Origin of the sequence: Modicisalibacter radicis (assembly GCF_900961225.1) — a bacterium.
GTDB lineage: Bacteria > Pseudomonadota > Gammaproteobacteria > Pseudomonadales > Halomonadaceae > Modicisalibacter.
Genome location: NZ_CAAHFN010000098.1, coordinates 109,973 through 134,625 on the forward strand (window position 1 = coordinate 109,973; position 24,653 = coordinate 134,625).

At 63.5% G+C, this 24,653-nt stretch carries 20 protein-coding genes; 8 read left to right on the forward strand and 12 right to left on the reverse strand.

The window, feature by feature from the left end:
- Window positions 1–14: 14 nt before the first annotated feature.
- The 5 genes from HR9077_RS17670 to HR9077_RS17690 form a co-directional block, all read right to left on the reverse strand.
- A complete protein-coding gene (locus HR9077_RS17670) occupies window positions 15–1,172 on the reverse strand; it encodes an EAL domain-containing response regulator (RefSeq protein ID WP_136068617.1) in 1,158 nt (385 codons plus the stop codon).
- Between the two features lie 201 nt (window positions 1,173–1,373).
- The gene (locus HR9077_RS17675) at window positions 1,374–2,144 is read right to left on the reverse strand and encodes a PEP-CTERM/exosortase system-associated acyltransferase (protein WP_168380989.1); all 771 of its coding nucleotides are present in this window, start codon (window positions 2,142–2,144) and stop codon (window positions 1,374–1,376) included.
- 111 nt (window positions 2,145–2,255) lie between these two features.
- On the reverse strand, window positions 2,256–5,111 hold the full coding sequence (locus HR9077_RS17680) for a bifunctional diguanylate cyclase/phosphodiesterase (protein WP_136068619.1): 2,856 nt from the start codon (window positions 5,109–5,111) through the stop codon (window positions 2,256–2,258).
- Window positions 5,112–5,194: 83 nt separating this feature from the next.
- Entirely contained in the window at window positions 5,195–6,406 is a 1,212-nt protein-coding gene (locus HR9077_RS17685; protein WP_244613339.1) for a hypothetical protein, read from the reverse strand.
- The gene (locus tag HR9077_RS17690; RefSeq protein WP_348532936.1) at window positions 6,372–6,842 is read right to left on the reverse strand and encodes a hypothetical protein; all 471 of its coding nucleotides are present in this window, start codon (window positions 6,840–6,842) and stop codon (window positions 6,372–6,374) included. Before HR9077_RS17690 ends, HR9077_RS17685 begins: the two co-directional genes overlap by 35 nt.
- Window positions 6,843–7,494: 652 nt before the next feature.
- Here HR9077_RS17690 and HR9077_RS17695 point away from each other — a divergent pair.
- The 3 genes from HR9077_RS17695 to HR9077_RS17705 all read left to right on the forward strand — a co-directional run bounded on the left by HR9077_RS17695 (window position 7,495) and on the right by HR9077_RS17705 (window position 10,098).
- Window positions 7,495–8,352, forward strand: coding sequence for an SHOCT domain-containing protein (locus HR9077_RS17695; protein ID WP_136068620.1), 858 nt, complete (start codon window positions 7,495–7,497; stop codon window positions 8,350–8,352).
- Between the two features lie 139 nt (window positions 8,353–8,491).
- Window positions 8,492–9,214: a glutathione S-transferase gene (locus tag HR9077_RS17700; RefSeq protein WP_136068621.1), complete on the forward strand. Its 723-nt coding sequence runs from the start codon at window positions 8,492–8,494 to the stop codon at window positions 9,212–9,214.
- Between the two features lie 170 nt (window positions 9,215–9,384).
- Complete coding sequence (locus HR9077_RS17705; RefSeq protein ID WP_136068622.1) at window positions 9,385–10,098, forward strand: DUF3581 family protein; 714 nt, start codon at window positions 9,385–9,387, stop codon at window positions 10,096–10,098.
- Window positions 10,099–10,193: 95 nt separating this feature from the next.
- Here HR9077_RS17705 and HR9077_RS17710 read toward each other — a convergent pair whose 3' ends face one another.
- Window positions 10,194–12,275 carry a methyl-accepting chemotaxis protein gene (locus HR9077_RS17710; RefSeq protein ID WP_168380990.1) on the reverse strand — a complete coding sequence of 694 codons (2,082 nt, stop codon included), beginning with the start codon at window positions 12,273–12,275 and terminating at the stop codon, window positions 10,194–10,196.
- Window positions 12,276–12,427: 152 nt separating this feature from the next.
- On the reverse strand, window positions 12,428–14,203 hold the full coding sequence (gene dauA / locus HR9077_RS17715; RefSeq protein ID WP_136068624.1) for a C4-dicarboxylic acid transporter DauA: 1,776 nt from the start codon (window positions 14,201–14,203) through the stop codon (window positions 12,428–12,430).
- 133 nt (window positions 14,204–14,336) lie between these two features.
- Between dauA and HR9077_RS17720 the strand changes: the two genes are divergently transcribed.
- Together HR9077_RS17720 and HR9077_RS17725 are read left to right on the forward strand one after the other, a co-directional pair.
- Window positions 14,337–15,374, forward strand: a complete 1,038-nt coding sequence (locus HR9077_RS17720) for an MBL fold metallo-hydrolase (protein ID WP_136068625.1) — start codon at window positions 14,337–14,339, stop codon at window positions 15,372–15,374.
- Window positions 15,371–15,985 (forward strand): cyclodeaminase/cyclohydrolase family protein, encoded by a 615-nt coding sequence (locus HR9077_RS17725; RefSeq protein WP_136068626.1) that lies wholly within the window; start codon window positions 15,371–15,373, stop codon window positions 15,983–15,985. Before HR9077_RS17720 ends, HR9077_RS17725 begins: the two co-directional genes overlap by 4 nt.
- Window positions 15,986–15,992: 7 nt before the next feature.
- Here the strand turns inward: HR9077_RS17725 and HR9077_RS17730 are convergent, their stop codons facing one another.
- The 3 genes from HR9077_RS17730 to HR9077_RS17740 all read right to left on the reverse strand — a co-directional run bounded on the left by HR9077_RS17730 (window position 15,993) and on the right by HR9077_RS17740 (window position 18,589).
- Window positions 15,993–16,460, reverse strand: a complete 468-nt coding sequence (locus HR9077_RS17730; protein ID WP_136068627.1) for a YbaK/EbsC family protein — start codon at window positions 16,458–16,460, stop codon at window positions 15,993–15,995.
- A gap of 109 nt (window positions 16,461–16,569) precedes the next feature.
- Window positions 16,570–17,571 (reverse strand): stealth conserved region 3 domain-containing protein, encoded by a 1,002-nt coding sequence (locus HR9077_RS17735; RefSeq protein WP_136068628.1) that lies wholly within the window; start codon window positions 17,569–17,571, stop codon window positions 16,570–16,572.
- 268 nt (window positions 17,572–17,839) lie between these two features.
- Window positions 17,840–18,589, reverse strand: coding sequence for an NAD(P)H-dependent oxidoreductase (locus HR9077_RS17740; RefSeq protein ID WP_136068629.1), 750 nt, complete (start codon window positions 18,587–18,589; stop codon window positions 17,840–17,842).
- Between the two features lie 127 nt (window positions 18,590–18,716).
- On the opposite strand from HR9077_RS17740, the gene HR9077_RS17745 reads away from it, so the two are divergent.
- The 3 genes from HR9077_RS17745 (at window position 18,717) to HR9077_RS17755 (ending at window position 23,309) form a co-directional block, all read left to right on the forward strand.
- A complete protein-coding gene (locus HR9077_RS17745; protein ID WP_136068630.1) occupies window positions 18,717–19,607 on the forward strand; it encodes a LysR family transcriptional regulator in 891 nt (296 codons plus the stop codon).
- A 273-nt stretch (window positions 19,608–19,880) separates the two neighbouring features.
- Complete coding sequence (locus HR9077_RS17750) at window positions 19,881–21,848, forward strand: acyltransferase family protein (protein WP_168380991.1); 1,968 nt, start codon at window positions 19,881–19,883, stop codon at window positions 21,846–21,848.
- A gap of 183 nt (window positions 21,849–22,031) precedes the next feature.
- Window positions 22,032–23,309 (forward strand): M20/M25/M40 family metallo-hydrolase, encoded by a 1,278-nt coding sequence (locus HR9077_RS17755; protein WP_136068632.1) that lies wholly within the window; start codon window positions 22,032–22,034, stop codon window positions 23,307–23,309.
- Window positions 23,310–23,393: 84 nt separating this feature from the next.
- On the opposite strand, the gene HR9077_RS17760 is transcribed toward HR9077_RS17755, so the two are convergent.
- Window positions 23,394–24,143, reverse strand: coding sequence for a siderophore-interacting protein (locus HR9077_RS17760; RefSeq protein ID WP_136068633.1), 750 nt, complete (start codon window positions 24,141–24,143; stop codon window positions 23,394–23,396).
- Window positions 24,140–24,604 (reverse strand): MarR family winged helix-turn-helix transcriptional regulator, encoded by a 465-nt coding sequence (locus HR9077_RS17765; protein WP_136068634.1) that lies wholly within the window; start codon window positions 24,602–24,604, stop codon window positions 24,140–24,142. The genes HR9077_RS17760 and HR9077_RS17765 overlap by 4 nt, the downstream gene beginning before the upstream one ends.
- Window positions 24,605–24,653: the final 49 nt, after the last annotated feature.

Genomic DNA, 24,653 nt, shown 5'->3' on the forward strand with positions numbered 1-24,653 from the left:
CGCAAGCGTCTCGCTCAGAAGACAGTCTGGTGATACTGCGCCAGCCAGCCGGCCAGCTGGTGGGCGGGCATCGGCCGGGCGAACAGGTAGCCCTGACCATGATCGCAGCCCAGGCCCTCGAGCAGCGCCCGTTGCCCCGGGGTTTCGATACCCTCGGCAACGGTCCTGAGCTTGAGCCGCTTGCCGAGCTCGACGATGGTGGTGGTGATGGCCCTGGCCTCGGCACAGCGGTCGCTGGCGCCGACGAAGGTTCGGTCGACCTTGAGCTGATCGAATGGCAGATGATAGAGCTGAGCCATCGACGAATAGCCGGTGCCGAAGTCATCCATCGACAGGCTGCAGCCGCGCTCGCGCAGCCCGTTGAGTCGTTGGCGAGCGTAACTCAGGCAATCGATCGCCGCGCTTTCGGTGATTTCCAGATCGATTCGGGTCAGGGGGATGCCGTGGCGCTCGACCAGGGCGTCGAAGGTCGCCAGGCAGCCGGGCTCGTAGAGCATCTGCGGCGCCACGTTGATCGCCAGGCCGAACGTGTGGCCGGCGGCTTGCCAGCGTGCCTGCTGGGCAAATGCCTGCTCGATCACCTGCCAGGACAGCGGCACGATCTGCCGGCTGGCCTCGGCGAGCGAGATGAAGCGGTCCGGCGTGATCACCCCTCGTAACGGGTCCCGCCAGCGCACCAGTGCCTCGACCCCGACGAGTCGGCCGCCGGCCAGCTCGAGCTTGGGTTGATAGACGAGAAACAGGCGCTCTTCACGCAGTGCTTCGGCCAGGTCGCCGGCATCGAGTGGCCGAGGCGCGTGGTCCTGCCGCGCGATGAGCTCCCGCAGCATCGATGCCCTGAGCGGCTTGGGCAGCAGGCCGAGCATGCGCAGGCCGTGGCGCGTGCCGGTCGCCAGCGCGGCCTCGCCAACCGCGTGGCTGCATCCGCTGACCAGGATGACGGCGGCCTGGCTGTGCTTCTCGTCGAGAAACTGCAATACATCGATGCCGGTGAACTCACCCAGGTGAAAATCCAGCAGGATCAGCTCGACCTGTACCAGCTCGGGGGCGTGGGCGAGGGCCTCGAGGCCGTCGACGACCCGTACCGTATAGCCCTGCTGCTCGAGCAGCAGGGCGAGCAGCGTCTGGATCTCGCAGTCATCGTCGATCACCAGGGCCCGTTTGTCGGTCATCGCCGGTGCCGATGGGGAGCGGTCGATCGATCTCGGCTCGGCGCTCGGAGAGGCATAGAAGTCAGGCATCAGGAAAGCGCACCGGCTGGCTGGGGTGACGGCAGCATAGCGTAGCCATGATGCCGCTGGCAGAGCCTGGGGCGCAGTTGTGACAGATGTTTGCAGTTGCCTTTGGGCGCTTTCCGGGCGCTGCGTGGCCTTTCAGATGTGAGTGTAACGGTCGGCGGATACGGGGGGGGGCGCGTACTGTCGGGTGAGTTCGTTCTCGATGTGTCGATACAGGTCGTGCAGGCCGGGCTGCAGATCGACGACGGCCTGGCGTTGATCGATATAGAAGGCGCGTCGCTTGCCGTGGAACACGATCGGCTCGCCGACACAGGTAAAACGCAGGCCGTAGATCGCCAGCAGGCGCGGCAGGCGCGACTGCATCATGGCGAATACATGATAGTGCCCGGACAGCCCGACCAGAGCCGTGGCCGCCAGGAACAGGCCGACGCCAATCAACGGGAAGGTGGCGCGATCGGCCTCGCTGAACACGTGATCGGTGGGTGCCGGCTCGTCCGCCGAGGACGGCTCGCGGGAAGAACGACGTCGGAAATAGTGCGGTACGGCGAGCCGCGAGATCTCGCAGATCCGGTCGCGGGGCAGCCTGCCGGGATGCAGCGTGGGGTGAGTCAGGCTCGGCAGGCAGTGAGCCTCCAGGGGGAGCTGACGCAGCGGCGGGGCGGACGACTCGCAGGGGTAGACCAGCCGCATGCTGCCGGCGGCCAGCCCGCTGGCCGGGTGCTCGAGCAGCACGATCAGCGACTTCTCGTCGTATTCGTCGCTTTCCAGCTGTTGCAGCGGGTCCTCGCGCATCTGGTAATCGAGTTCGCGGCGAAACACGCTGTGCCTGAGCGCATAGGCTCGGTTCCTGGCTTCGGTAGTCGTGGCAAGACGAAAGCGGAAACTTGCCGAGAAATGATCCAGCATGCTGACTCCGGTTCCCTGGATTTTATCGTTATGCCCGGCTGCGCGTCCGGGGCCCTGTATGCCACCCATGGTAGCGTTTGGCCGGCAAAAGTCAGCTTGCCGGAGCCGGGGCTATGCTTCGCGGGCCAGACCGTAGCGGGCGAGTATGTCGGCCATCGGTACCGGGCGGCCGATGTGATAGCCCTGAGCATAAGTGATGCCATACTGCTGCAGCAGCGGCAGCATGCCCGCCTGGTCGACGAACTCGGCGATGGTCTCCTTGCCGAAGCCGGCGGCGATGTCGGCGATCGCCTTGACCACCAGACGGTCCTCGGCGCTGGTCAGCAGCTTCTGGATGAACGAGCCGTCGACCTTGATGTAGTCGGCCGGCAACTGTCCCAGATAATGGAAACTGCTGAAACCCACGCCGAAGTCGTCCAATGCCGTCTGGCAGCCCAACTGGCGGATATCCTGCAACACGCCGCGGGCGGTCGAGAAGTCGGTCACTGCGGCGGTCTCGGTGACCTCCAGGATCAACTGCTGAGGGTCGGCGCCGGCGATCTGCAGTTCGCTGGCCAGGAAGCCGCTGAGCTCGGTGTCATGCAGCGACTGTCCCGAGAGATTGACGGCCAGCTTGATGCCCTGATCCTGCAGGCGTGCGAGCAGCGACAGACTCTTGCCCAGTACCCAGCGATCGAGCGCAACGATCTGCCCGCTGCGTTCGGCAATGGGAATGAACAGGCTGGGCATGACCAGCGCACCCTCGTCGCCATGCATGCGTAACAGTACCTCGTAATGCTGGATACTGAGGTCGTCGAGGCGTGCGATGGGTTGCAGGTACAGCTCGAATTCATCGTTGTTGAGCGCCTCGCGGATACGCTCGACCCAGTACACGCGTTGCTGCAGTTCCTCGCGGGAGTGCTTGGCTCCCGTGAGCAGGTGCCAGTGTTGGGTGCTGCTCTCCTTGGCCTTGTACATGGCGAAATCGGCGCCGGCCATCAGTTCGGCCATGTTGCTGCCGTGTTCGGGGTACAGCGCAATGCCGATGCTGGCGATGGCGCGGTGTCGGCGCCCGTTGACCGAGAAATTGATGCCCGCGAGTATCTCGACGATGCGTTCGGCAACGGCGATGGCCTGTGTGGCGTCGGCCTCTTCGATCAGCAGCGAGAATTCATCACCACCGAGCCGGGCGACCAGCGAGGCGTGTTCGAGCTTTTCGATCAGTGCGTCGCCGACCTGACGCAGCAACTGGTCGCCGGAGTTATGCCCGCTGAGCTCGTTGACTTCCTTGAACTGGTCGAGGTCGAGGAACAGTAGCGCACCCTGGCGGGAGCGCTTGATCGCGCCTTCCAGCGCATCCTGAAAGTAACGCCGGTTGTAGAGGTTGGTCAGCGGGTCGCGGTGGGCCAGCCAGGTCAGGCGCGCTTCGGCGTGCTTGCGCTCGGTGACGTCGATGCCTACCGAGATCAGCACGGCGCTGGTCTGGTAGTCGCCGGGCATCGGGGCGTGATACCAGGCAATGGTGCGCTGCTCGCGCTCGGCGCTCAACATCACGCCCTCTTCCTGGCTGGGGCGGTCCAGGGGACGCTCGACGTCGTGCGCATCGCGTGCGAACAACGTCGCGAAGTGGCGGCCCAGCAAGGCCTTGGCGGGCCGGCCGCTGACGATCTCCGTGTAGCGGTTGGTCAGGGTGATGCGGCCCGCGCCGTCCTGGGTCAGGATCAGCACCCGGGCGGTATCGAGCAGGCCACTGATGAAGTCGCGTTCGGCGCCCAGTTCGGCGAGGCGTCGGGTCAGTTCACGGTCGCGGCTGAGCACCGTTGCCTCGAGCGAGCCCAACTGTTCGGCGAGCTCGAGGGTGGTGTGTTCGAGGCTGTCGATCTCGTCGTTGAACCGCGTCTTGCGCGGGCTGATGGCCTGGCGGACATGCGCGAAGTCACGCTGGGCCAGGCGTGGCAGGAGCGCGGCCAGATGGCGCAGACGGGACATCGGTCGCCACAGGATCAGCAACAGCAGCATTTCGGCAGCCAACCAACCGGCCAGCGCGACCAGCAGGGTGTGACGGGTGTCGCGAGTGATTGCCGCGATCTGCGAGGTAATGTCCGAGACCAGCAGCAGGTGGCCGGTGGTCGGGAACCAGGCGCTATCGTCCAGGGGAATCGCCACCAGCTCGTGGGTGCGCAAGCCGAACTCGAAGCTCCGGGGCTGGGCCTGGATCTGGTTGAGCGCGAGACTGCGCGATGCGGCCTCGATGACCGGCAGGCTGATCTCCTGGCGCGTCAGCGTCACCAGTGCGCCGTTCCACGCCGGCAGGTAGCGATCGGCCTGGCCGAGCGTTGCGTCGCCCTGATTGTCGACCACCAGCAGGGCGATATCGGCGTTGGACATGCTTTGCGCGTAGCGGGTGACCTCGGCCAGCGAACGCGAGATCACCACCACGCCGACGCTGGCGCCGTCGAGCAGTACCGGTACGGCGATGTACTGGCGGCAGTCGCGAACGCAGCGCAACCTGGCAAGCGGTGCCTCGCGAGACATCACTTCGGCGCTCCACTTGGCCAGCGGTAGCTCGTCGCCCGCCAAGGGTTGCCCCTGGGCGAGCAGGGGGCGGCCCTGGCCGTCGAGTATCCGGATCTCATCGACCCCTGCATCGAGTTGCAGCGTCGGCCAGATCGGCTCGATCGCCCGGGCCGCCCGATCGCCGTCGTCATTGGCGACGGCGACGCCGAGATTGGCGCTGGCCGCCGCCATGCCGGCCAGCCGGGTCAGCGCGTTGGCCGATCTGTCGATGGCCATGCCCAGCTCGCGCTGGCGAGCCTGGAAGATCGCATCCCGTGATTGCTGAAACTGACGCGTCAGGCTGTCGTGACTGATGACCGTGAAGGTCAGCACCGTGCCCAGCAACAGCAGGCTGGTCAGGCTGATCGCACGCCAGGTCAGGCTGAGGCGCGGACGTTCCCGGTCGTGGGGCGCGCTGGAGCGGGGTCTCAAAGTGAGCGTCTGCCTCTTCTGTCAGGAGCGTGTTCTGTCGGGACGTGTTCCGTCAGCGGTCGGGCTGGCGGAGACGATGTCGGCTAAAACCGGAACGAGGCCTGCATCAGGAACAGGTTCCAGTACTTCTCCGGCAGGGTGTCGCTATCCGATGCCGGCAGCCAGCCGGTGCCTTCGATGGCATGGTATTCGGCGGCGAGTAGCACCTGCGGGTGTAGACGCCACTGTATTCCGGTCGTCAGATCCTTGGCATAACGAGTATAGGCCGGCCCGCCCCCCGCGGCTTCGAAGCGTGTGCCGCTCGGGTCGTCGCGGTCGTTGACCAGCACGTCGTAGCGCAGCAGCCATTGCCAGTTCTCCTGAAAACGACGCGTGTATTGCACATACCAGCTCTCGCCCGTGGTGTCGGTGTTGCGTCCGGGGGCGTCGAAGTCTTCCAGCTGAATCCCGCGCAACGCGTACTCGGCGGTCAGGCTCCACAGCTCCTCGGTGTACTGCAGCGAGAGAATCCAGGGCTGGAAGTGGAAAGTGCCGTCGCCGGGCCCGGGCTTCCCGTTCCGGTACCCGGCCTCGACGTCGGCGGCACTGAGCGCGGCGGTGACATGACCCTCCTCGTGTTCATACAGCAACTGGCCAATGTAGGAGGTTTCGCCCTCGAACGAGCCGGGACTTTCGCCGAGCCCCAGGGCGCCATCGAGGTCGCTGCCGGCCTGGGGGTTGCCGACGCCGGCCTGCAGGCGCAGCGTGCCGCTATCGAGATACTCCTCGTTGTAGATGGAAATCCCATCGGAAGCGAGTGCCAGCGAGCGGGTGCGATCGAAGTAGATCGACTGCGGCAACAGGATGCCGGGGCGGGTGAAGGCCATGTCGCGGGTCTGGTTGTAGAAGCCGAAGGGGTTCTTGAAGCGCCCTAGCTGCAGGCCGAGGCGTCGTTCGGTATTGGAAAGCCACTCGTAGTCGATGACGCCGTGATCGAGTTTCGGCTGCAAGTCGTCGCCCTCGCCACCGGCGCGCCGACTGAGTACCTGGGCGGCCACCAGCACGTCGGGGTGCGGGCGGAACGACAGGTTGGCGCCGAGCTCGGTGTACTGGTAGCTGCCGCCGCCCTCGCTGCTGGGGCCGAAGAGATCGTTGTCGTCACTGATCAGCCAGGCTTGGCTGATGAAGCCATGTACCTGAAGGGTATCCATGGCATCGGCGGCCTGCGCCGGCTGGCAGACGAGCCCCGCCAGGGCCGCCAGCGACCAGCGGACCCGGAAACTACTCTGCCAGCGGCAGGACATGGACACTGTCATCTAGGTAACCTCGTTCGATATAACCCAGCCCGCCCGGTGTCGTGGCGACCTGTTTCAACATTTCGGCCTGGGAGGCGACGCGCTCGGGAGCCTGGCCGGTGCCGGAGAAGACCATTCGGTCCCAGGCGAGCCTGAGCTGATGGGGGTAGACGTCCAGCAGGCCCTTGGCGAACCGGGCGTGCACCGGATGGGCGTCGGGGAGCACCATCACATGGAGTGCCTGGCCGCTTGGCGAGGTGCGCTGGCGCATGGCGAAGATGGCTCGCGCCGTATCGCGCGGCAGGGGGCCGATGGCGAGCTGCGGATTGGCAATCAGCACGACGTCGTTCTCGGCAGCCATCCCCGGCAGGCCATGGCCGAACAGCGCGACCATCAGGGCGCCGCAGATCAGTCTCGCCAGCCACGCAGAAGCGCGGCGTCCCACGGGCTCCAGCATGATTGCCGGCAAGGTTGCGGGTTTCGAGTCGGTGTATTCGGTTATCCTGCGCGGCGAGTCTTTTCGCCAGTGGTTCCCTTGATGCTTGGACGACATGCTGGGGCCCTGAGTCTGCAAAGAAGCTCGATCGGCGCGTCGTTGCCGGACGCTCGATCGTGTGTGTTTTTCGCACTCAGCCGCGGTGCTCCCCGCGTTGAATTCGGCATGACTTTGGCCGACTGATGGCTGTGGCCGTGTAGAAAACCCGTCATATGAAAAGATTGGCTAGTCGTCATTTTTTTCGCCATCGCCTAATTATCGAACAGCCTGAATTTACCTTGCCTGCCGCTTGGGTCGCTGGCAATAGCGAATGTTCGTTTGGCATCAATTCCTAATTATCGTAAGTGGTATTTGCCGCATGACGACGGCTTACGGATGCGTTTCGGGTGTCTGGCCGACGCGCGGCGCTAGAACTTACCAGCTTGCAGTCGGTTATGTGAATTATAATTAATGAAAAAGCCTCTGGCGCAACAACGGAACGCCATCGGCCAGCTGGTGCCCGTCGTTCGACGATGCTTCGCCCGGGCGCTTGCGCGAGGCGCGAACGCCCGGCGTTTATTGACTAGACTATCGAGATCGCCCACGGCGAGATCATTCCAAGGAGGGTGTTGCCATGTCCCGTCTGACAACCCGGGGAGAGCGCTTCGTCGAGGAACTGGCCCAGCGCCACGACTTCAGTCATGAGGCGGTCGCTCACATGCTGATGGCCATGCATGATGGCAATGCCGGCATGGCGCAGTTCTCGCATTCCGAATTCGGTGGCCATGGTCAGTGGATGCGCGGCGGCATGCTGATGCTGGGTGACATGTTCAACCAGACTCTCAAGGCGCGGGTGGATGCCCTGTGTGTCGAGCTTGCCGATCGGCTCGCTGCCGAGCCGGGACTGATGCAGGAAGGCCGCTTACAGTCGCAGCGCCAGGATTCGGGCTCCGGCCGGGTGTCGAGCCAGGCTTCGCGTCACGAACGGTCGAGCCGGCGCGCCGGCGAGGAGGATGGCGCGGGCCTGTTCACTGCCGATCCGGCGCGTCGCTGGTGGCCTGCCGAGTTGGGCACGCCCAGCGCGACCGGGACGCAGAACCAGTTGCGTTATGCCTACTTCGCCGATGCCAGACGACTCGTCATCGAAGCGGGGGGCATCGTCTGGGTCTATGATACCGGCGAGCATCGCATCGGCGGCTTCACGTCCCGGCAACAGGGGGGCGGCGGATCGATCACCTTGACCAGCCAGCACGGCAGCGTCGATCTGTCCCGCCTGCGCGTCGTGTCCCGCAATGGACAGCCGGTGCCGACAGAGCCAGCGCCGGCTTCCCGGGAGCCGGACGAGGGCGGCGAATCCGTCGGCCATGTCTCGTCTTCGACCCATGAGGAGGTCTTTGCGGCGCTGGAGCGCCTTGGCGATCTCAAGGCCAAGGGCATCCTCAGTGACGAGGAGTTCGCCGCCAAGAAGGCCGAGCTGCTGGCGCGTCTGTAAGGGCATCAACAAGGCAAAGGGGCGTTTCAAGGGCGCCGGCGGGGCACGATCCACCGGTCGCGACGTGGAGGGTCGCGTTCAGTCGGCTATCCTGTAAGGTCAGCATCGAAGGATCCGGAAACGACCGCAAGGAGGGCCCATGCGTTACGAACTCTACTACTGGCCGACCATCCAGGGGCGCGGCGAATTCGTGCGGCTGGCGCTGGAGGACGCCGGTGCCGATTACGAGGATGTCGGTAACCAGGCGGATGCCGGCCTTACCGAGATTTCCTACTACCTGGAAGGCCAGGCGACCGCCAGGCCTCCGTTCGCGCCGCCGTTCCTGAAGGCCGGCGAGACCGTCGTTTCGCACGTCGCCAATATCCTGCAGTTTCTCGCCCCGCGTCTGGCGCTGATCCCCGATGATGAAGACACCCGGTTGTGGGCCCATGGACTGCAATTGACACTGACGGACTTCGTCGCCGAGATTCACGATGTCCACCACCCGATCGGGTCGAGCCTGTACTACGAGGAGCAGCAGGACGAGGCCAGACAGCGCGCGGCGGTCTTTCGCGACGAGCGGCTGCCCAAGTTTCTCGGTTATTTCGAACAAGTGCTCGAACTCAACCCCGATAGCGATGTGTGTCTGGTCGGCGCCGGGCACAGCTACGTCGACCTGTCGCTGTTTCAGGTAGTGAGCGGCTTGCGGTATGCCTTCCCGCGTGCCATGGCCGGGCATGAGGCGTCTTTTCCGCGCGTCATCGAACTGGCCCGGCGCGTCGCCGAGCGACCCAATGTCGCGGCCTATCTGGCATCGTCGCGGCGTCTGCCCTTCAACGAAAGCGGCCTGTTCCGCCACTATCCGGAGCTGGACGTGGATTGACCGGCGACAGTAATCACACAACCCCGCTCCCGGCCATGCCATTGCGACTGGTCAGGGAGCGTGTTCGATGATAGAACGCAGCTACCGGCACCGCTCTGGCGCTCCATAACAACTCCCCGCTCGCCGGCGCTCCCGCTCATTCAAGCGTTCACCTAGGTACCAGGACTGGCATGTTTCTCGACGAGTTCTACACCGAAGCCGATGGCTGGCTGCGTATCGATGCGCAGCAGGCCAGCCGCTTCGCCAAACGCATGGCTGGCGATCACAATCCCATTCATGACCCCGACGCCAGGCGCTTCTGCGTGCCGGGCGATCTGCTGTTTGCCCTGGCACTGGTAAAGCACGGTCTGGCCCAGCGCATGACCTTCCATTTTCGAGGCATGGTCGGCGACAGCGTGCCGCTGAGGTTCGTGGTCGACGATGAAGGCGCGTTGAGCGTCGTCGATGACGCCGGCAAGCAATACCTGTACGTCGAGCGCAGTGGCTCGATCACCCACGAGCCGGCGGTGATCGAACGCTTCACGTGTCGTTACATCGCCTTCTCGGGGCGTAACTTTCCCCACTACCTCAAACCGCTCATGGAAGACAGCGGGGTCATGTTCAATCCGCAGCGGCCGCTGGTGATCTACGACAGCATGGGCTTCCAGCTCGACGCGCTGCCCGGCGAGGGGTTCGAGGTGGCCTTCGACGGTGCCAGCTTCGACATCCAGGGCAAGCGGGGCGAAGCGCGACTGGCTTTTCGCATGAGTGCCGGCGACCAGCCGCTGGGCACCGGCGCCAAGAAGCTGGTGGTCAGCGGGTTGCAGCCCTACGACGCTGAGGTCATGGATGCCTTCGTCGAGGACTTCGCCCGGCGCAAGGCGGCTGCCAGCCTATCGCCGTGAGACGCCCGCTCACGGCGCCATTCTGTGCTTCCGATCGGCCGGCATGGAAAGGCCCGCCATGAGACGGGCCTGTGCATCGTGCGTCTTGCAGGCGCCTAGAATTCCTCCCAGTCGTCCCGCGCCGTATCGTCGGTGCGCGTTGCCGGCTCGGCCTGCGGTGGGCGCCGGGGTTCCGGCACGGGAGCGTGGCGGGCCGGTGTGTCCCGACTGGGGGCGGGGGCCGAATCGCCCAGGTGGAAACGCCCCATCAACTCGCTCAGGTGCCGTGCCTGACCACGCATCTCCTCGGCGGCGGCGCTCGACTCGGTGACCATGGCGGCATTCTGCTGGATCATGGTATCGAGTTCCGTCACCGCGGTGTTGATCTGACTGATGCCATCGCTCTGTTCGCTGGCGCCGGTGCTGATTTCGCCGATGACGTCATTGACCCGTTCGACCCCCTCGAGAATCGACGCCACCGTGCGCGCGGCGCGCTCGACCTGTTCGGCCCCGGCCCGGGTATGCGTCAGTGACGCGTCGATCAGGTCGCGAATCTCGCTGGCGGCATCGCTGGAGCGGGTGGCCAGGGTGCGCACCTCCTGGGCGACCACGGCGAAGCCACGTCCGTGCTCGCCGGCACGCGCCGCCTCGACCGAGGCGTTGAGCGCGAGGATGTTGGTCTGAAAGGCGATCGAGTCGATCAGGGTGATGATGTCGCCGATCTTTTCCGCCGAGGCATTGATGTCGTTCATCGACGATTGTGCCTGCTCCATGGCGTCGTTGCCCTGGTTGGCCAGGTCGCGGGTGTTGCCGACCAGTTGCGTGGCCTGACGCGCGGCGTCGGCGGTGTTGCTAACCGTGCCGGTGATTTCCTCGAGCGAGGCAGAGGTCTCCTGCAGGTTGCTGGCCGACTGCTCGCTGCGCGAGGCGAGGTTCTCGCTGCTCTGGGCGATCTCGCCGGCGGCGTGAGAGACGCTCTGGGTGCTGTGGCGCACGTCGCCGACGAGGCGCGCCAGACCGTCGCCTATGCCGTTCATGGCGGTGGTCAGGCGGCCGATCTCATCATCGCGCCGGACCGCGACGCGCCGCGACAGGTCGCCCTTGGCCAGATCCTCGGCCAGGCCGCCGAGGGTGTCCAGGGGCCGGCTGATCATGCGCCGCTGCAGCAGGTAGAGCAAAAAGCCGAGTGCCAGCGCGACCAGCAGTGCGCCGGCGATCGCGTAGTTGCGCATGGTATCGATGGCGGCGAAGACCTCGTCGTCGAAGACCGTGCTGACGATGGTCCACTGACGCTCGGGGTAATCGGTGAAATAGACCGTCCGCGGGCGTCCATCGTCGGCGGCGATCGCCGTGTCGAAGCGGCCGCTGTCGGCCTCGGACAGCGCCGCATAGGCGGGTTGGCCCCGGGGCGTGAGTACCTCGTCGAGGTTCTGTCCTTCGAAGGGGCCGCCGGCGATCACCTGATTACCATGACCCTCACGGGCGTCGACCAGCATGACGAAGCCACTCTCTTCGAAGCGGATATCGCGGATCTGCTGTTCGAGCAGTGCCGACTGCCGGGTGATGTCGATGCCGATGAAGGTCGCGCCGATGACCCGCCCGGCGGCGTTCTCGATCGGCCGGTACTGGGTGATGTAACGGGTGCCGAACAGATCGGCGGTGCCAGTGTAGGACTCGCCGGCGATCAAGCGGCCGTAACTGCCGCTGTTGCGGTCGAGCAGAGTGCCGACGGCGCGCGAGCCGTCGGATTTCTCGAGCGAGGTGGTGACGCGGACGAAGTCGTCGCCGTCGCGGGCGAAGATCGTCACCGGCGCCTGGGTTTCCCGGCTGAAGTCATCGAGCGGACCGTAGTTGCCGTTGAGCAAGGTAGCACCGTTGCGCAGCGCCGGCGTCTGCCGGCCGACGACCTCGATGCGGTCATCCGGGGCCAGCGTGTAGGCGGCGTCGAATTCGCGTTCGAACAGGTTCAGCAGCCGCGAGACCTCGTGATGCAGCGTCTGGTCGAACAGCGTCAGCCGAGCACCGACCTGGGCCTGCTGGTCGGTGACGTTGTCGCTCATCTCGGCAGCGATCTGGCGCTTGGCGGTCCAGGACAGTATCCAGCTCAGGGCGACGAAACCGACGATCAGGATCACCCCCACCAGGATGGATACCCGGCTGACGATGCCCAGGCGCCGCATGCCCAATCGATTCATCATTGTCATTGCTCCGTTACATATAGATACAAAACCTATCGGCTGGAAAGCGGGCAGCTTGAGCAACGATCGCCGTTTTTCTCGGATTTTGCGGATCTTATATCAGATGTCGTTGATGTCTGGCGTGTATACGGATACGTTTGCTTACAAATCTTTCAGTATGGCCCGGCGCCCGGATCATGCGCTGTCGGCGCCTCGCCGCCGATGTTCAACCAGCGATGGGCGAGGCGCCGGGCGCGATCGAAGTCGGCGCAATGGTTCAAGCGACCACGCACGCTATGAATGCCGGTACGCTTGAGCTTGACGATCTGACGCGGTGTCAGGCCGACGAAGATCAGGCTCACCTCGCTACGCCGCATCTCGTCGACCAGGTTGCGCAGCGCGACCAGCGCCGTGCCGTCGATGCTCGGGACCTGGCGCATGTCGATCATCACGATTCGCACATGCGGGTCGGTGACGTGCAGCGCCGCCAGTGCCTTGTCGGCGACGCCGAAGAACATCGGGCCGGCGATCGAATAGGCCGCCACGCTGGAAGGCAGGTCACCGAGTTGCGGGTGACGGTCGGCCTCCAGGCGCGCGGTCCGCGACAGGCCGCTCATGCGGCGGATGAACAGCGCCGCCGCCAGGCCGATGCCCACGCCCACTGCCAGCACCATGTCGAACACCACCGTGAGCACGAAGCACAGCGCCAGGATCGCGACGTCGCCGACCGGTGCGGTGCGCAGGGTACGCAGGAACAGGTGGGCCTCGCTCATGTTCCAGGCGATGATGAACAGCAGGGCGGCCAGCGAGGCCATGGGCACGCGGCCGAGCAGGCCGGCCAGGCCGATCACCGCCAGCAGCACCACCAGCGAGTGAACCACCGCCGACAGCGGCGAGCGAGCACCGCTGCGGATGTTGGTGGCGGTTCGCGCCAGCGCGCCGGTGGCGGTGATGCCGCCGAAGAAGGGCGCGCACAGGTTGCCCAGCCCCTGGCCGATCAACTCGGCGTTGGGATCGTGGCGGCCGCGGGTCATGCCGTCGGCGACGACCGCGCACAGCAGCGATTCGATAGCCGCCAGCATGGCGATGGCGAAGGCCGGGCCGAGCAGCTGGCGCAGCAGCTCGAAACTCAGGCCGAGCGGCTGGCCATCCGGCCCGGCGGCGTTCCACGGCAGACCGAAATGGGGCGCGATCGGCGGAATTCCCTGGCCGCTCTCGCCATCCAGCGACCAATGAAAGCGCGAGTCGATGGTGGCGACCTGGCCGGGCAGCCAGTGATTGATCACGAAGGCCGCCAGGGCACCCACCACCAGGCCGGCCAGCGGCGCCGGCACCGGCGTCTTCAGGCGCGGCCAGACGAGCAGCACCGCCAGGGTGAGCACGCCGACGGACAGCTCCTGCGGTTGGATGGAGGGCAGCGCGGTGGCGATATGGCCCAGGTTGGCAATGTAGCTGTCACCCAGTTCGGCCGTCAGCCCCAGGAAATCGGGGATCTGCAGGGTGGCTATGACCACCGCGATACCGGCGGTGAAGCCCAGCACCACCGGGTAGGGCACGAACTGGATCAGCGCGCCGAGCCGCGCCACACCGAGCCCGACGAGGATCAGCCCGGCCATCAGCGAGGCGAGCAGCAGCCCGCCGAGGCCGTACTGCTGCACGATGGGGAAAAGGATCACCACGAAAGCGGCGGTCGGGCCCGAGACGTTGAAACGGGCGCCGCCCGTCAGGGCGATCACGATCCCGGCGACGATCGCCGTGTACAAACCGTGCTGCGGCGCCACTCCGGTGGCGATGGCCAGCGCCATGGACAACGGCACGGCGACGATGCCGATGGTCAGCCCCGCGAGCAGATCGCTGCGCAGCTCGTGCGTGCCATATCCCTCCCGCCAGGCCTCTCGCAGTCCCGTGGCCATGCGGGGCCATGCCCAGCGTCGCTCGTCGTCACTCATCGTCGCGTCTGCCTCTATCGAGTCGGGAAAGGGAAGATGTTACCAACCCACGACCGTGATGCGCTGCGGCATTTTTACCGTTCCAGCCGCTTGACCCACAATGATCCTCCACGTTTTCGACAGGCGAGCCCGTATGCACCTTCAGTTTCTGGGTACTTCCGGCGGGGTGCCCACCAAATCGCGCAACGTCTCGGCCCTGGCGTTGCGGCCGGACAGCGGCCGGGGCTGGTATCTGGTCGATTGCGGCGAGGCCACCCAGCATCAGCTGCTGCGCACTCCGTTGAGCCTGGTCAAGCTCGAGGCGATCCTGATCACTCACCAGCATGGCGATCACTGCTACGGCCTGCCGGGGTTGCTGGCCAGCGCCTCGATGGCCGGTCGCACAAGGCCGTTGACCATCGTCGGGCCGCAGGCGATCGGCGATTTTCTCGATGCCGTGAAGACGACCACCGGCTTGCATTTGAGCTTCCCGCTGGCCTTCGTCGATGCCGGGACGCTGACCGGGCCGCTCGAACTGGCCGACTTCAGCGTCGAGGGCGCCGCGCTTTCCCATGGCGTCGCCTGCTATGCCTATGCGTTCAGCGAACGCCATGTCGAGCGCAAGCTGGATCGCCAACGGCTGCAGGCGCGCGGCGTCGAGCCGGGGCCGCTATGGGGCCGCTTGCAGCAGGGCGAGGACGTCGAGCTGGCCGATGGCACGCGCCTCGCCAGCGCCGAGGTGCTGCTGGCTGGCCGCCGCCCGCGCAAGGTCGTGATCGGCGGTGACAACGACACGCCGGCGCTGCTTGCCCGGTTGTGCGAAGGGGCCGACGTACTCGTCCATGAGGCGACCTACACTGAAACGGTCGTCGCCCGGCTGGGCACCGACAATCGGCACAGCACGGCGGCGCGTATCGCCGCCTTCGCCCAGGCGCAGGGAGTGCCCCACTTGCTGCTCACCCACTTCAGTCCGCGTTACGGCTATGCCCCCGATGCCGCATCCTCGATCGCCGATATCGAACGGGAGGCACGGGCGCAGTACACCGGCGATCTGGCGCTGGCCGATGATTTCGCTGTCTACTCGCTATCGCGGGAAGGCGTACTTGGTCAGTCGGACCAGGGGCGACGGCCCCCGCGTCACGCGGTGCTGCACGATGCCACTCGGCACAACGACGAACAGGGAGCGCCATGAGCCGATCGACCAGCATCTGGAACATGACGCTCGGCGGCTTTCGCGATGCCATCGAGTCGCGCTCGACGCCGGGGTGCGGGGCGGCCGCGGCTTCCTCGGCCGTCATGGGGTTGGCCCTTGTGCTCAAGGGGCTGCGCATCACCGATGACAAGCACCCCGACGCCGCGCGTGGCGAATTGATCGCCCGCGGCGATGCGCAACTGGCCGAACTGGTCCGTTATGCCGACGAGGATGTCGACGCCTTCAATGCCTATCTTGCCGCCGTCAAGCGCCCCCGGGACAGCGACGCTGAAAAGCGCACGCGCGAGCGGGCCATTCAGGCCGCCGCCGAACGCGCCAACCGGGTGCCGCTGGCAACGGCGCGCTGCTGCCTCGAGGCACTGAAACTTGCTGGCAGGGCGCTGGAGAAGACCGCCGGCAACCTGCATAGCGACACCCTGGCGGGCGGATTGATGCTGCACGCCGCGCTGTCGTCGGTATTGACCAACGTCGATGCCAACCTGGCCAGCCTGCATGACGACACGGAACGCGAGTCCATGGCGGCGGAGCGACATGCGTTGCAGGGGCGAGCCGACCGTCAGCGCGAAAGATTGTTGGCCTGCGCGGCGTAAGGGGGTGTCAGGGCGGCGTCCTGCAGACGTCCACCCACTCGGCCCGGGTCAGTGCGGCCAGCCGTTCGGGCGCGATGCGTACCGCGCTCCGGGGAGTGCCGGCGGCGGGCAGCACCTCGTCGAAGTCACGCAGCGATTCGTCGCAATACACCGGTAGCGGGGTGGCCAACCCGAACGGACATACGCCGCCGACCGGATGTCCGGTCAGGTCCTGTACCGTCCGGGCATCGAGCATTTTGGCCTTGGCGGCGAAGGCCTCGCGTATCTTGCGATTGTCGATACGTGCATCGCCGCTCGCCACGATCAGTACACTGCGCTCGCCTACCCGAAAGAGCAGTGTCTTGGCGATCTGGCCGGGTTCGACCCCGTGGGCTTCGGCGGCCAGCGCAACCGTGGCGGTGCTGGTGGCCAGTTCGATGACGACGATATCCGGGGCCTGGTCAGCGAGATGGCTGCGTACGGATTGCAGGCTCATCAGGGGGTTCTCCTTGGGCCGAAGGCAGCCCCGGGCGGTATCCGGGGCATGACATCCAATGATGCGCGCCGAGCCCGGGGGATAAAAGGCGCGGCCGCGCGGGCATGTTCTAGCGCTCGAACGCGGACTTGGCAGGAAACAGCTTGGCCAGGCTGGTGTTGATGCTGGCCTTGACGGTCTCGAAGTCGTCGATATCGGCATCGTTGATGGTGAGGAGGGCCGTTTTCTGCGACTCGATGAAAGCCGATACCTCAAGGTAATTGTCGTTGGCGATTTCGTAATAGGTGCCATGCTTGCGAGGCGTCGTCGGGCTGAACCGGCCGTTGACCAGGTGATGATAACGAAACAGGTAATGATTGGTGTCGCTGGTCAGACGAAATCGTGACCGGCAGGTCCTGGCCATCTCGTCGCCGAAGGCGGCCCAGGTTTCCTGCAGGTTCGACTTCAGGTAGGGCTGGGGAAGGTGAGGTTCCTGGAAGCCGGTAAAGCGCGGCCAGGGGAGAAGGAGCAGGGTTCTGGCGAGATGTTGCCGATAAGCGGGGCTGAACCATTTGCCGAGATGTTTTTTCATTGTCGTGCGTTTGTCGAATCGGCGGTTGAGCAGCTTCATGTTGTTCATCAGCACCGGTGACAGGCCATCCCCGGAATAGGCATTGAGAATCGCGAAATCCCGGGGCAGGCCCCGATGGAACAGCATTTCCGGATCCAGCCGATCGATCACGAAAAAGTCGTCGTTGAAGAGCACGAAGTGTTCGGCAAGTGACTCGAGGTGAACGAGGTTGAGTTCCAGTACCCGCGAATTGAAGGTCGGCAGGTAACATGCGTCGATGTAATCGGCGTGCCGGACGATGTTCAGCCTGGGATGTCGCGGGTTGAGCCAGGCCGGCAGATGGCCGTAGGTCACGAAATGGATGCGATTGACCCAGGGGGCGTACTTTTCGACACCGCGAAACCAGTATCGAAGGTTGTCCCAATCCCGGTATCGCCCCGGGCTGAAGTCGGCGATCTCGCGGTACTTTTCGGAGGCGGCGGTTTCCTTGTATTGCCGTTGCCAATCGGGGTCAGAGGGGTCGAGCCAGGTTATGACGAAATCTATTTTTCTTGCACTCATTCGTCCATCTCTCGTATCAGGTCACTTTCATGGTGAAACCCTTCCCCTGTCCGACTTTATTTGTACGTTTTAATTATTTTTTACCAGATAGCTTGGTGCTGGTGAGTCCGGCAATTTTAGTGCTTCTTGAATAGGGCATTTCATCCAGGAAACGCTTTTTCTTCAAGTTGTCATCAAAAGATCATTTGCAGTTATTCACTGTCAAGCTATGTGCTGCACATGGCTGTCGCTGGGAGGTTTATTCTGCAGCGCGAGAGTCAGGGCCATGTCAGATGCGCCAACGCAGCGGATGAGTCTGGCGGAGCACGCCGTCTGCGTCCCAATCCTGCCAGCCGGTAAAAGGAATCGACGCCTCGTTGGCGAGCCCGTCGAGACGTTCCTTCCAACGCTGCTTGTCGGCTTCGAGTTGCCGGCGGAAGGCCGCGTCGGCCTGATAGCTGAGCCCGCCCCCCTGGACGCCGTAGGTCAGTTGCGGAGCCAGTACCTCGAATCCGACGTAATACAGCGAACAGTGAATGGGCCACATCAGCGCGGTGATATCGCCGCTGCGCCCCCACGGCGAGAAGGTCGCCCCTGGAGCGCCGGTGGTCACCGAGCAGATGGCGCGCTTGCCGCGCAGCGGGCCACGGTCGAAGCGTCGCTGGCCGGAATACAGGCCACCATAGACGAAGACCCGGTCGAACCAGCCCTTGAGCATCGCCGGTGGCCCGTGCCACCACAGCGGAAACTGCAGGATCACCAGGTCGGCGCGTTGCACGCGCTCGATTTCGCGCTGCACGTCGCCCGCCAGTGTCGCCGTCTCGAAATGATGGCGTTGTTCGGTCAGCGCGGAAAAATAGCTCCTGTCGACGCGCGAGGCGAAATGTTCGGGGCGTTCCACCGGGTCGAAGCCTTGGCCGTACAGGTCGGAGACATCGATCCGATGGCCGGCGCCTGCCAGCACTTCAATGGCGGCCGCCTTGAGCGCGGCGTTGAATGACCGGGGTTCGGGGTGGCAATGGACGATCAGGATCTGCATGGGGCGTTCCCTCGAGATGGCGGTTGCCCTACGCTAGTCGTTGCGAAATTGGATGGACATTCTCAAGAAATTAAAATCAGGCTTGCAGACTTGCACACTTCGCCTCGAACGAAAAAGGAAGACGGGCATGACTGAGCGCATGGGGCGTTGGGACGACCTGCGTATCGCGCTGGCGATCGCCGAGTCGGGGTCGCTCGCCGGGGCGGCGCGAAGGCTGGGGGTCAACCATGCCACGGTCTTTCGCCGGCTGGGCGAACTCGAACGCCAGTTGGGGGTGCGGTTGTTCGAGCGCTCGCGCGGTGGCTATGTGGCGACACCGGCCGGTGAGGATCTGGCCGCGACAGCGGCACGGGTCGCCGGGGAGGTCGCCGATGCCGAGCGGCGCGTGCTGGGTCAGGACCTGGCGCTCTCGGGCACGCTGCGCATCACCACCACCGATACGCTGCTGGCTGGGCTGCTGACGCCGCTGTTCGCTCGGTTCCGCGCGGCGCATCCTCGGATCGTGCTGGAGGTCGTGGTATCCAACCGCACCCTGAATATCAGTCGACGCGACGCGGACATCGCCATTCGACCCACGTTGACGCCGCCCGAGACGCTGGTCGGGCGCCGTGTGGGGCGCATTGCCCAGGCCAGCTACACGCGGGCCGACCGCCATGCCGAGCCCGCCTGCCCGGCGTGGATCGGCCCCGATCCGCATCTGGGGTATCCGGTGCTGGAAGCCTGGATGGCCCGCCAGGGCCACGACGCGCGGGTCGTGTATCGGGTGGATAGCATGCTCGCCATGCAGTCTGCCGTGCAAAATGGCATGGGCTGTGGCGTGTTGCCGTGCTATCTCGCCGATGCCGATTGCAGTCTGCAGCGCCTGGGGGAGCCCATCGACGAACTGGCCATCGATCTTTGGTTGCTCACCCACCCCGACCTGCGCCGTACGGCACGCGTCCGAGCACTCTTCGGGTTTCTGGCCGAGTCGCTGGAAGCCGATGGTCTGCGCCTGGCGGGGACCGCTCATCGCGTGTGACGTCGCGCAGCCCGTAGGGGGCTTTGCGGATTCGTTATCGTGGTATTCCAGCGGGGCCGCGTCCCGGATTACTTCAGGATTAGCTGATTTACTGCCAGGGATTAAGGCGTAGTTATTTATACTTACTGTGTGGCTGGCTATTTGTTGTCAGCTTTCTCAGGTGGACTTATTTAAAGCTTCGCAGTATAACATTTGTTAACAAAATTTTCTGATAGTTAACCATGGTGCATGGATAAGCGGTTTCCAGAAGTTAATTATAGTTAGGTGATAGCCTTGCGATATCGCACCGAGGTGGACGGATTAAGAGCAATAGCGGTCTCTACTGTCTTGGCGTTCCACTTTTTTCCGGATCTTGTTCCTCTGGGGTACTTGGGGGTTGATCTGTTTTTTGTGATATCGGGGTTCTTGATTTCGACTTATATTATCGAGGAAGATTTAAAATCTTCATTTTCGTATAAGAAGTTTTATTGGCGCAGGGTCAGGCGTATCCTGCCAGCGACGCTGGCATTTCTCCTGGTGACTTCGTTGTTTTCATATTACGTTCTGACACCGCCGGATTTGGTCAAGTTTGCGAAAAGCTTGATCGCGACTTTGACTTTTTCCGCTAACATGTATTTTTGGCGTACAGGAGGGTACTTTGGAGACGTCGATGCGCTGAAGCCGCTTTTGCACATGTGGTCATTGGGAGTGGAAGAGCAGTTCTATCTGGTTTTTCCATTTGTTTTAGTTTCGATCATGTCTGTATTCAGGGGGCACAAAAGGCTCGTTGTTGCTGTCGTTTTCGTGATCGCTTTTTTATCTTTTGTTGCCAATTTGTTCCTTGTTCATATAGGCGGCAGTAATCCTGCGTTTTTCTTGTTGCCGGCGAGGGCCTGGCAATTTGGGGCCGGTGTATTGGCTGCTTTCGCTTTCAGAGAGAGCAAGGGCGAGACAGGCGTGGTGAATACCTACGTAGCATTGTCTTTGGTGGGCGTGGGGTTTTTATTACCTATTCCTGGATTGCCGGTGGCGGTATTGGTCACGCTTGGATTAGGTCTTTTTCTCTCGCAGCGCCATTGCCCGGCACTGTTTCCAATGCGCCTCTTGACTTGTGGCTCGGTAAGAAAAATCGGACTGATGTCCTTTTCGATCTATTTATGGCATTGGCCGGTGCTGGTCTTTATCAAATATTTTACGATAGCGCCGCCATCGCTACCGTTGCTTGTGCTGGGGCTGTTGACGACTGTTGCCCTGGCATGGGCGAGTTATCGATTCGTCGAGGTACCCTTTCGTCGACAACTGACACCCAAGATTGTCCTTGTATCGATATCGTCGAGTGTGATGGCAATGGCGCTGTTAGTCACAGGGATCTTGACTTCGCAGGGGTTTCGGTGGCGTCATCCGGAACTCGTCAATATGATTGCAAGCGCCACGCAGAGCAACTACCGCTGCCCGCTCAATTCTTATGTTACCTATGGAGGCTCACGCGCCTGCTTTCTCAATGATGAAGTGGAGAGCAATTACAGTGTTGCGTTGATCGGGAATTCGCATGCACAAATGTATGCGCCGGCGTTGTCTGCTGTGTTGCGAGAAAGACAGGAAAAAGGAATTCTGATACCGCTTAATGACTGCCTGCCAACTATCGATTTGAACATTTCAGTCGAATGCCTTGGCCTGGCAAGAAAAAACTATGCTTCCTATCGTGACGACGAACAAATCAAGACGGTAATATTTGCCATGACCTGGTACGCGGACTTCTGGGTGGATGAGACGGGTAATAAGATAGATGATCCATTCAGGCTGCAGGTGGCGAGTTCCATTCTGAATCTAGTCAAGCAAATGGAGGAGGCGGGCAAGGAAGTATTCCTGATAGGACCTATACAGATACCGGGCACCGATCTTGCATCGACGCTTAGTCGTGAGCTGATGCTCAAGGGCGCTGATGTCGAGACCATCTTGGGAGAGCTCAAGGTTTCACGTATCGACTTCGACAAGGAATTTGGCGATGTTGTCACCTTTTTAACACGAAGTCTGGGTGAGCATTTTATTGCACCCGACAAGTTGCTTTGCGATGATTATTATTGTTTCTTTGGCAATGATTCCACTATGTTTTTCGCCGATTCAAGCCATTTGAGTGCTGGCGGTGCACGTTTGATGACACCTATCTTTGACCAGATTCTGGGTAGCGCCACAATTCCCCTGAAAACCGTTACGTCGTCTCTTCGAAGTTGCACTCGGCGTCCAGATCATGGGTGGCAGTGAACCAATGCACGGGGCAAGCGTCATGGTTATCTCTGGATCATGGGCGGGCTGGGCTTGCAAGTCGCCCAGGTCGGCGCTTGCGGCGGGGCCATACAGAGGATAGTAGCGTTTCGCCTCGGTTAGCGGCATGAAATCTGCCAGACTGGCCTCATATACCCCATGAATTCGCAAGAGAGAGCCTCAATGAGCGAGACCAACCACCCCTGGAACCAGCCCATGCCGGAGCAGCAGTTCGAGCTGATGCGCGAGATTCTCGACGCGCCCAGCCCGGTCGGCCTGGAAGGCGCGATGACTTACGGCGTGCTCAAGCCGCAGTTCGAGTCGTTCGCGCCGAGCGATTGGCAGCTTCATCAGTACCAGGGCCACGCCGGCGTGGTGCTGGATACCCATCCCGGCCGCGACGACATGTTCAAGGTGATGCTGATCGGTCACGCCGACAAGATTCGCATGCAGGTGCGCTCGATCGGCGATGACGGCAAGATCTGGATCAATAGCGACTCCTTCCTGCCCACGGTGCTGATCGGCCACGAGGTCAAGCTGTTCAGCGAAGACCCCGACAATCCCGGCAGCTATCGGGTGATCCAGGGCGGCACGGTGGAAGCGCTGGGCGCCATCCATTTCGCCGATCCGGCGGTGCGCTCCGGCGACCGGGGCATCAAGAAGGAGCAGATCTACCTGGATCTGCAGATCCACGGCGAGAACAAGAAGCAGCAGGTCTTGAACCTGGGCGTGCGCCCCGGCGACTCGATCATCATGGATCGCCCCATCCGGCCGGGCTTCAGCCCGGATACCTTCTACGGCGCTTACCTGGACAACGGTCTGGGGTGTTTCGTCACCAGCGAGGTCGCGCGGCTGATCGCCGAGGCGGGCGGCACCCGGCAGGTGCGCGTGCTGTTCGCCATTGCCAGCTACGAGGAGATTGGCCGCTTCGGCAGCCGGGTGCTGGCCGGGGAGCTCGAGCCGGACGTGCTGATCGGCGTCGACGTCAATCACGACTACGTGGCGGCACCCGGTATCGGCGACCGGCGCATGCAGCCGCTGGAAATGGGCAAGGGCTTCACCATGGCGGTGGGCGCGATCGCCAGCGAGCAGCTCAACCGGATCATCGAGAGCACCGCCAGACAGCACGACATTCCGATGCAGCGCGACATGGTCGGCGCTGACACCGGCACCGACGCCATGGCCGGCGTGCTGGCCGCGGTGGATTGCGCCGCGACCTCGATCGGCTTCCCGATCCGCAACATGCACACCATCTCCGAGACCGGCAACACCCAGGACGTGCTGGCGGCGATCCATGCGCTGACCTACACCATCCAGGCGCTGGATGCCCTCGACGACCCGCACCGCGAGTTCCTCGACAACCACCCGCGCCTAGACCGGGCCACGCCGCTGAGCCACCAGGGCTCGGCCAAGCCGGAGGGCGAGGACGAAAAAGGCGAGGAGAAGGACAAGGACGCCTGATCCGGCGGACACGATTCGCTGAGCCACGGCCACGTTGAAAGCGCTCCTGGAACGCTTGCAACGTGGCTTTTTTGTCAGCCGGCCTCAGGCAGTGCTGTGCTCCGCGGCATCCTGCGACTTGGCAAGCTTGTGCTGGTCTTCGCTGTTACCCATCTTCCAGTAGCTCGACAGGTAGAGCTGCTGCTTGTTCAGCGTGTACGTCTGCTTCAGGTGGCTGCGCAGCTTGCGCATGCTGGCGAACTCGCAGGCACCCCACACCGCGGGTTGCCCGGCGGGCATCGACAGCCCGCGCAACCGCTCGAGCAGGGCGTCTCCCTCGGGATCGGGGGTCGGGTTGACCAGCCAGTGCAGGTTCAGGCCCGCGGGGTGCTCGAGCGGCTGGATGTCGGCTTCGTCGAGGACCTCGATGAGCGCGTGCCCCTGCGCGTCGGCGGGCAGCATCGCCAGGTTCACGCTGATCGCCGGCAGGGCGGTCATGTCGCCGATCAGCAGGAACCAGTCGGCCTCGTCATGGATCAGCTTCCTGGGTCCGGGGCCGCCGATGAGGATGCGCTCGCCAGGCTCGGCCGCGAGCGCCCAGCGCGAAGCCGGGCCTGCGCTTTCATGGATGACGAAGTCCACGTCGATTTCGTCGGGGCGCTGGTGGCGTACCGTGTAGGTGCGCATCAGCGGGCGCTCCTCCTCGCCGCGCGGGAAGACGAGCTTGATGTAGGCGCTTTCCTGGTCGGCCGGAAAGTCGGCCATGCCCTCGCCGCCGAGGGTGATGCGCAGCATGTGCGGGGTGACGAAACGGCGTCCGGTGACGGTGAATTCGCGGGGGGCGGAGCGACTCATGCGTGGGGCCCTCGTTGTGGTTCGTGATGCGCCATGTCGGGCGCCATGTTGTCGGACATGTGATTGATCAGTTGCAGGAATCGAGCGATATCGGCCTCGCTCAAGCCCGCCGTCATGCGCTCGGCGGTCTGACGCTCGAGTTCGCGAATCTGCATCATGAGCCGCTCGCCGGCCGGAGTGGGAGTCAGCCAGTGGCTGCGGCGGTCCTCGGGGTTCGGGGTCTTCACGATCAGCTCGGCATCGAGCAGTTCGTTGAGAACCCGGGCGATCTGTGCCTTGTCGCGACTCATCCGCTTGGCGATCGAGTGCGCCGTGCTCTGCGGCCGATGGCAGATGGCTTTCATCACCCGGATGTGAGTGACGGCGACGGGAATGTCGGCCTCGCGGGCGGCGGTGCGCAGCCCGGCCCGGTAGGCATGCGTGAAGCGATGCAGGGAGTCGCTGAGTGACTGGGGAAGCATGTTGCCGTCCGTTTGGTTGACAATATCAACTATGTGGTTGATAGGGGAC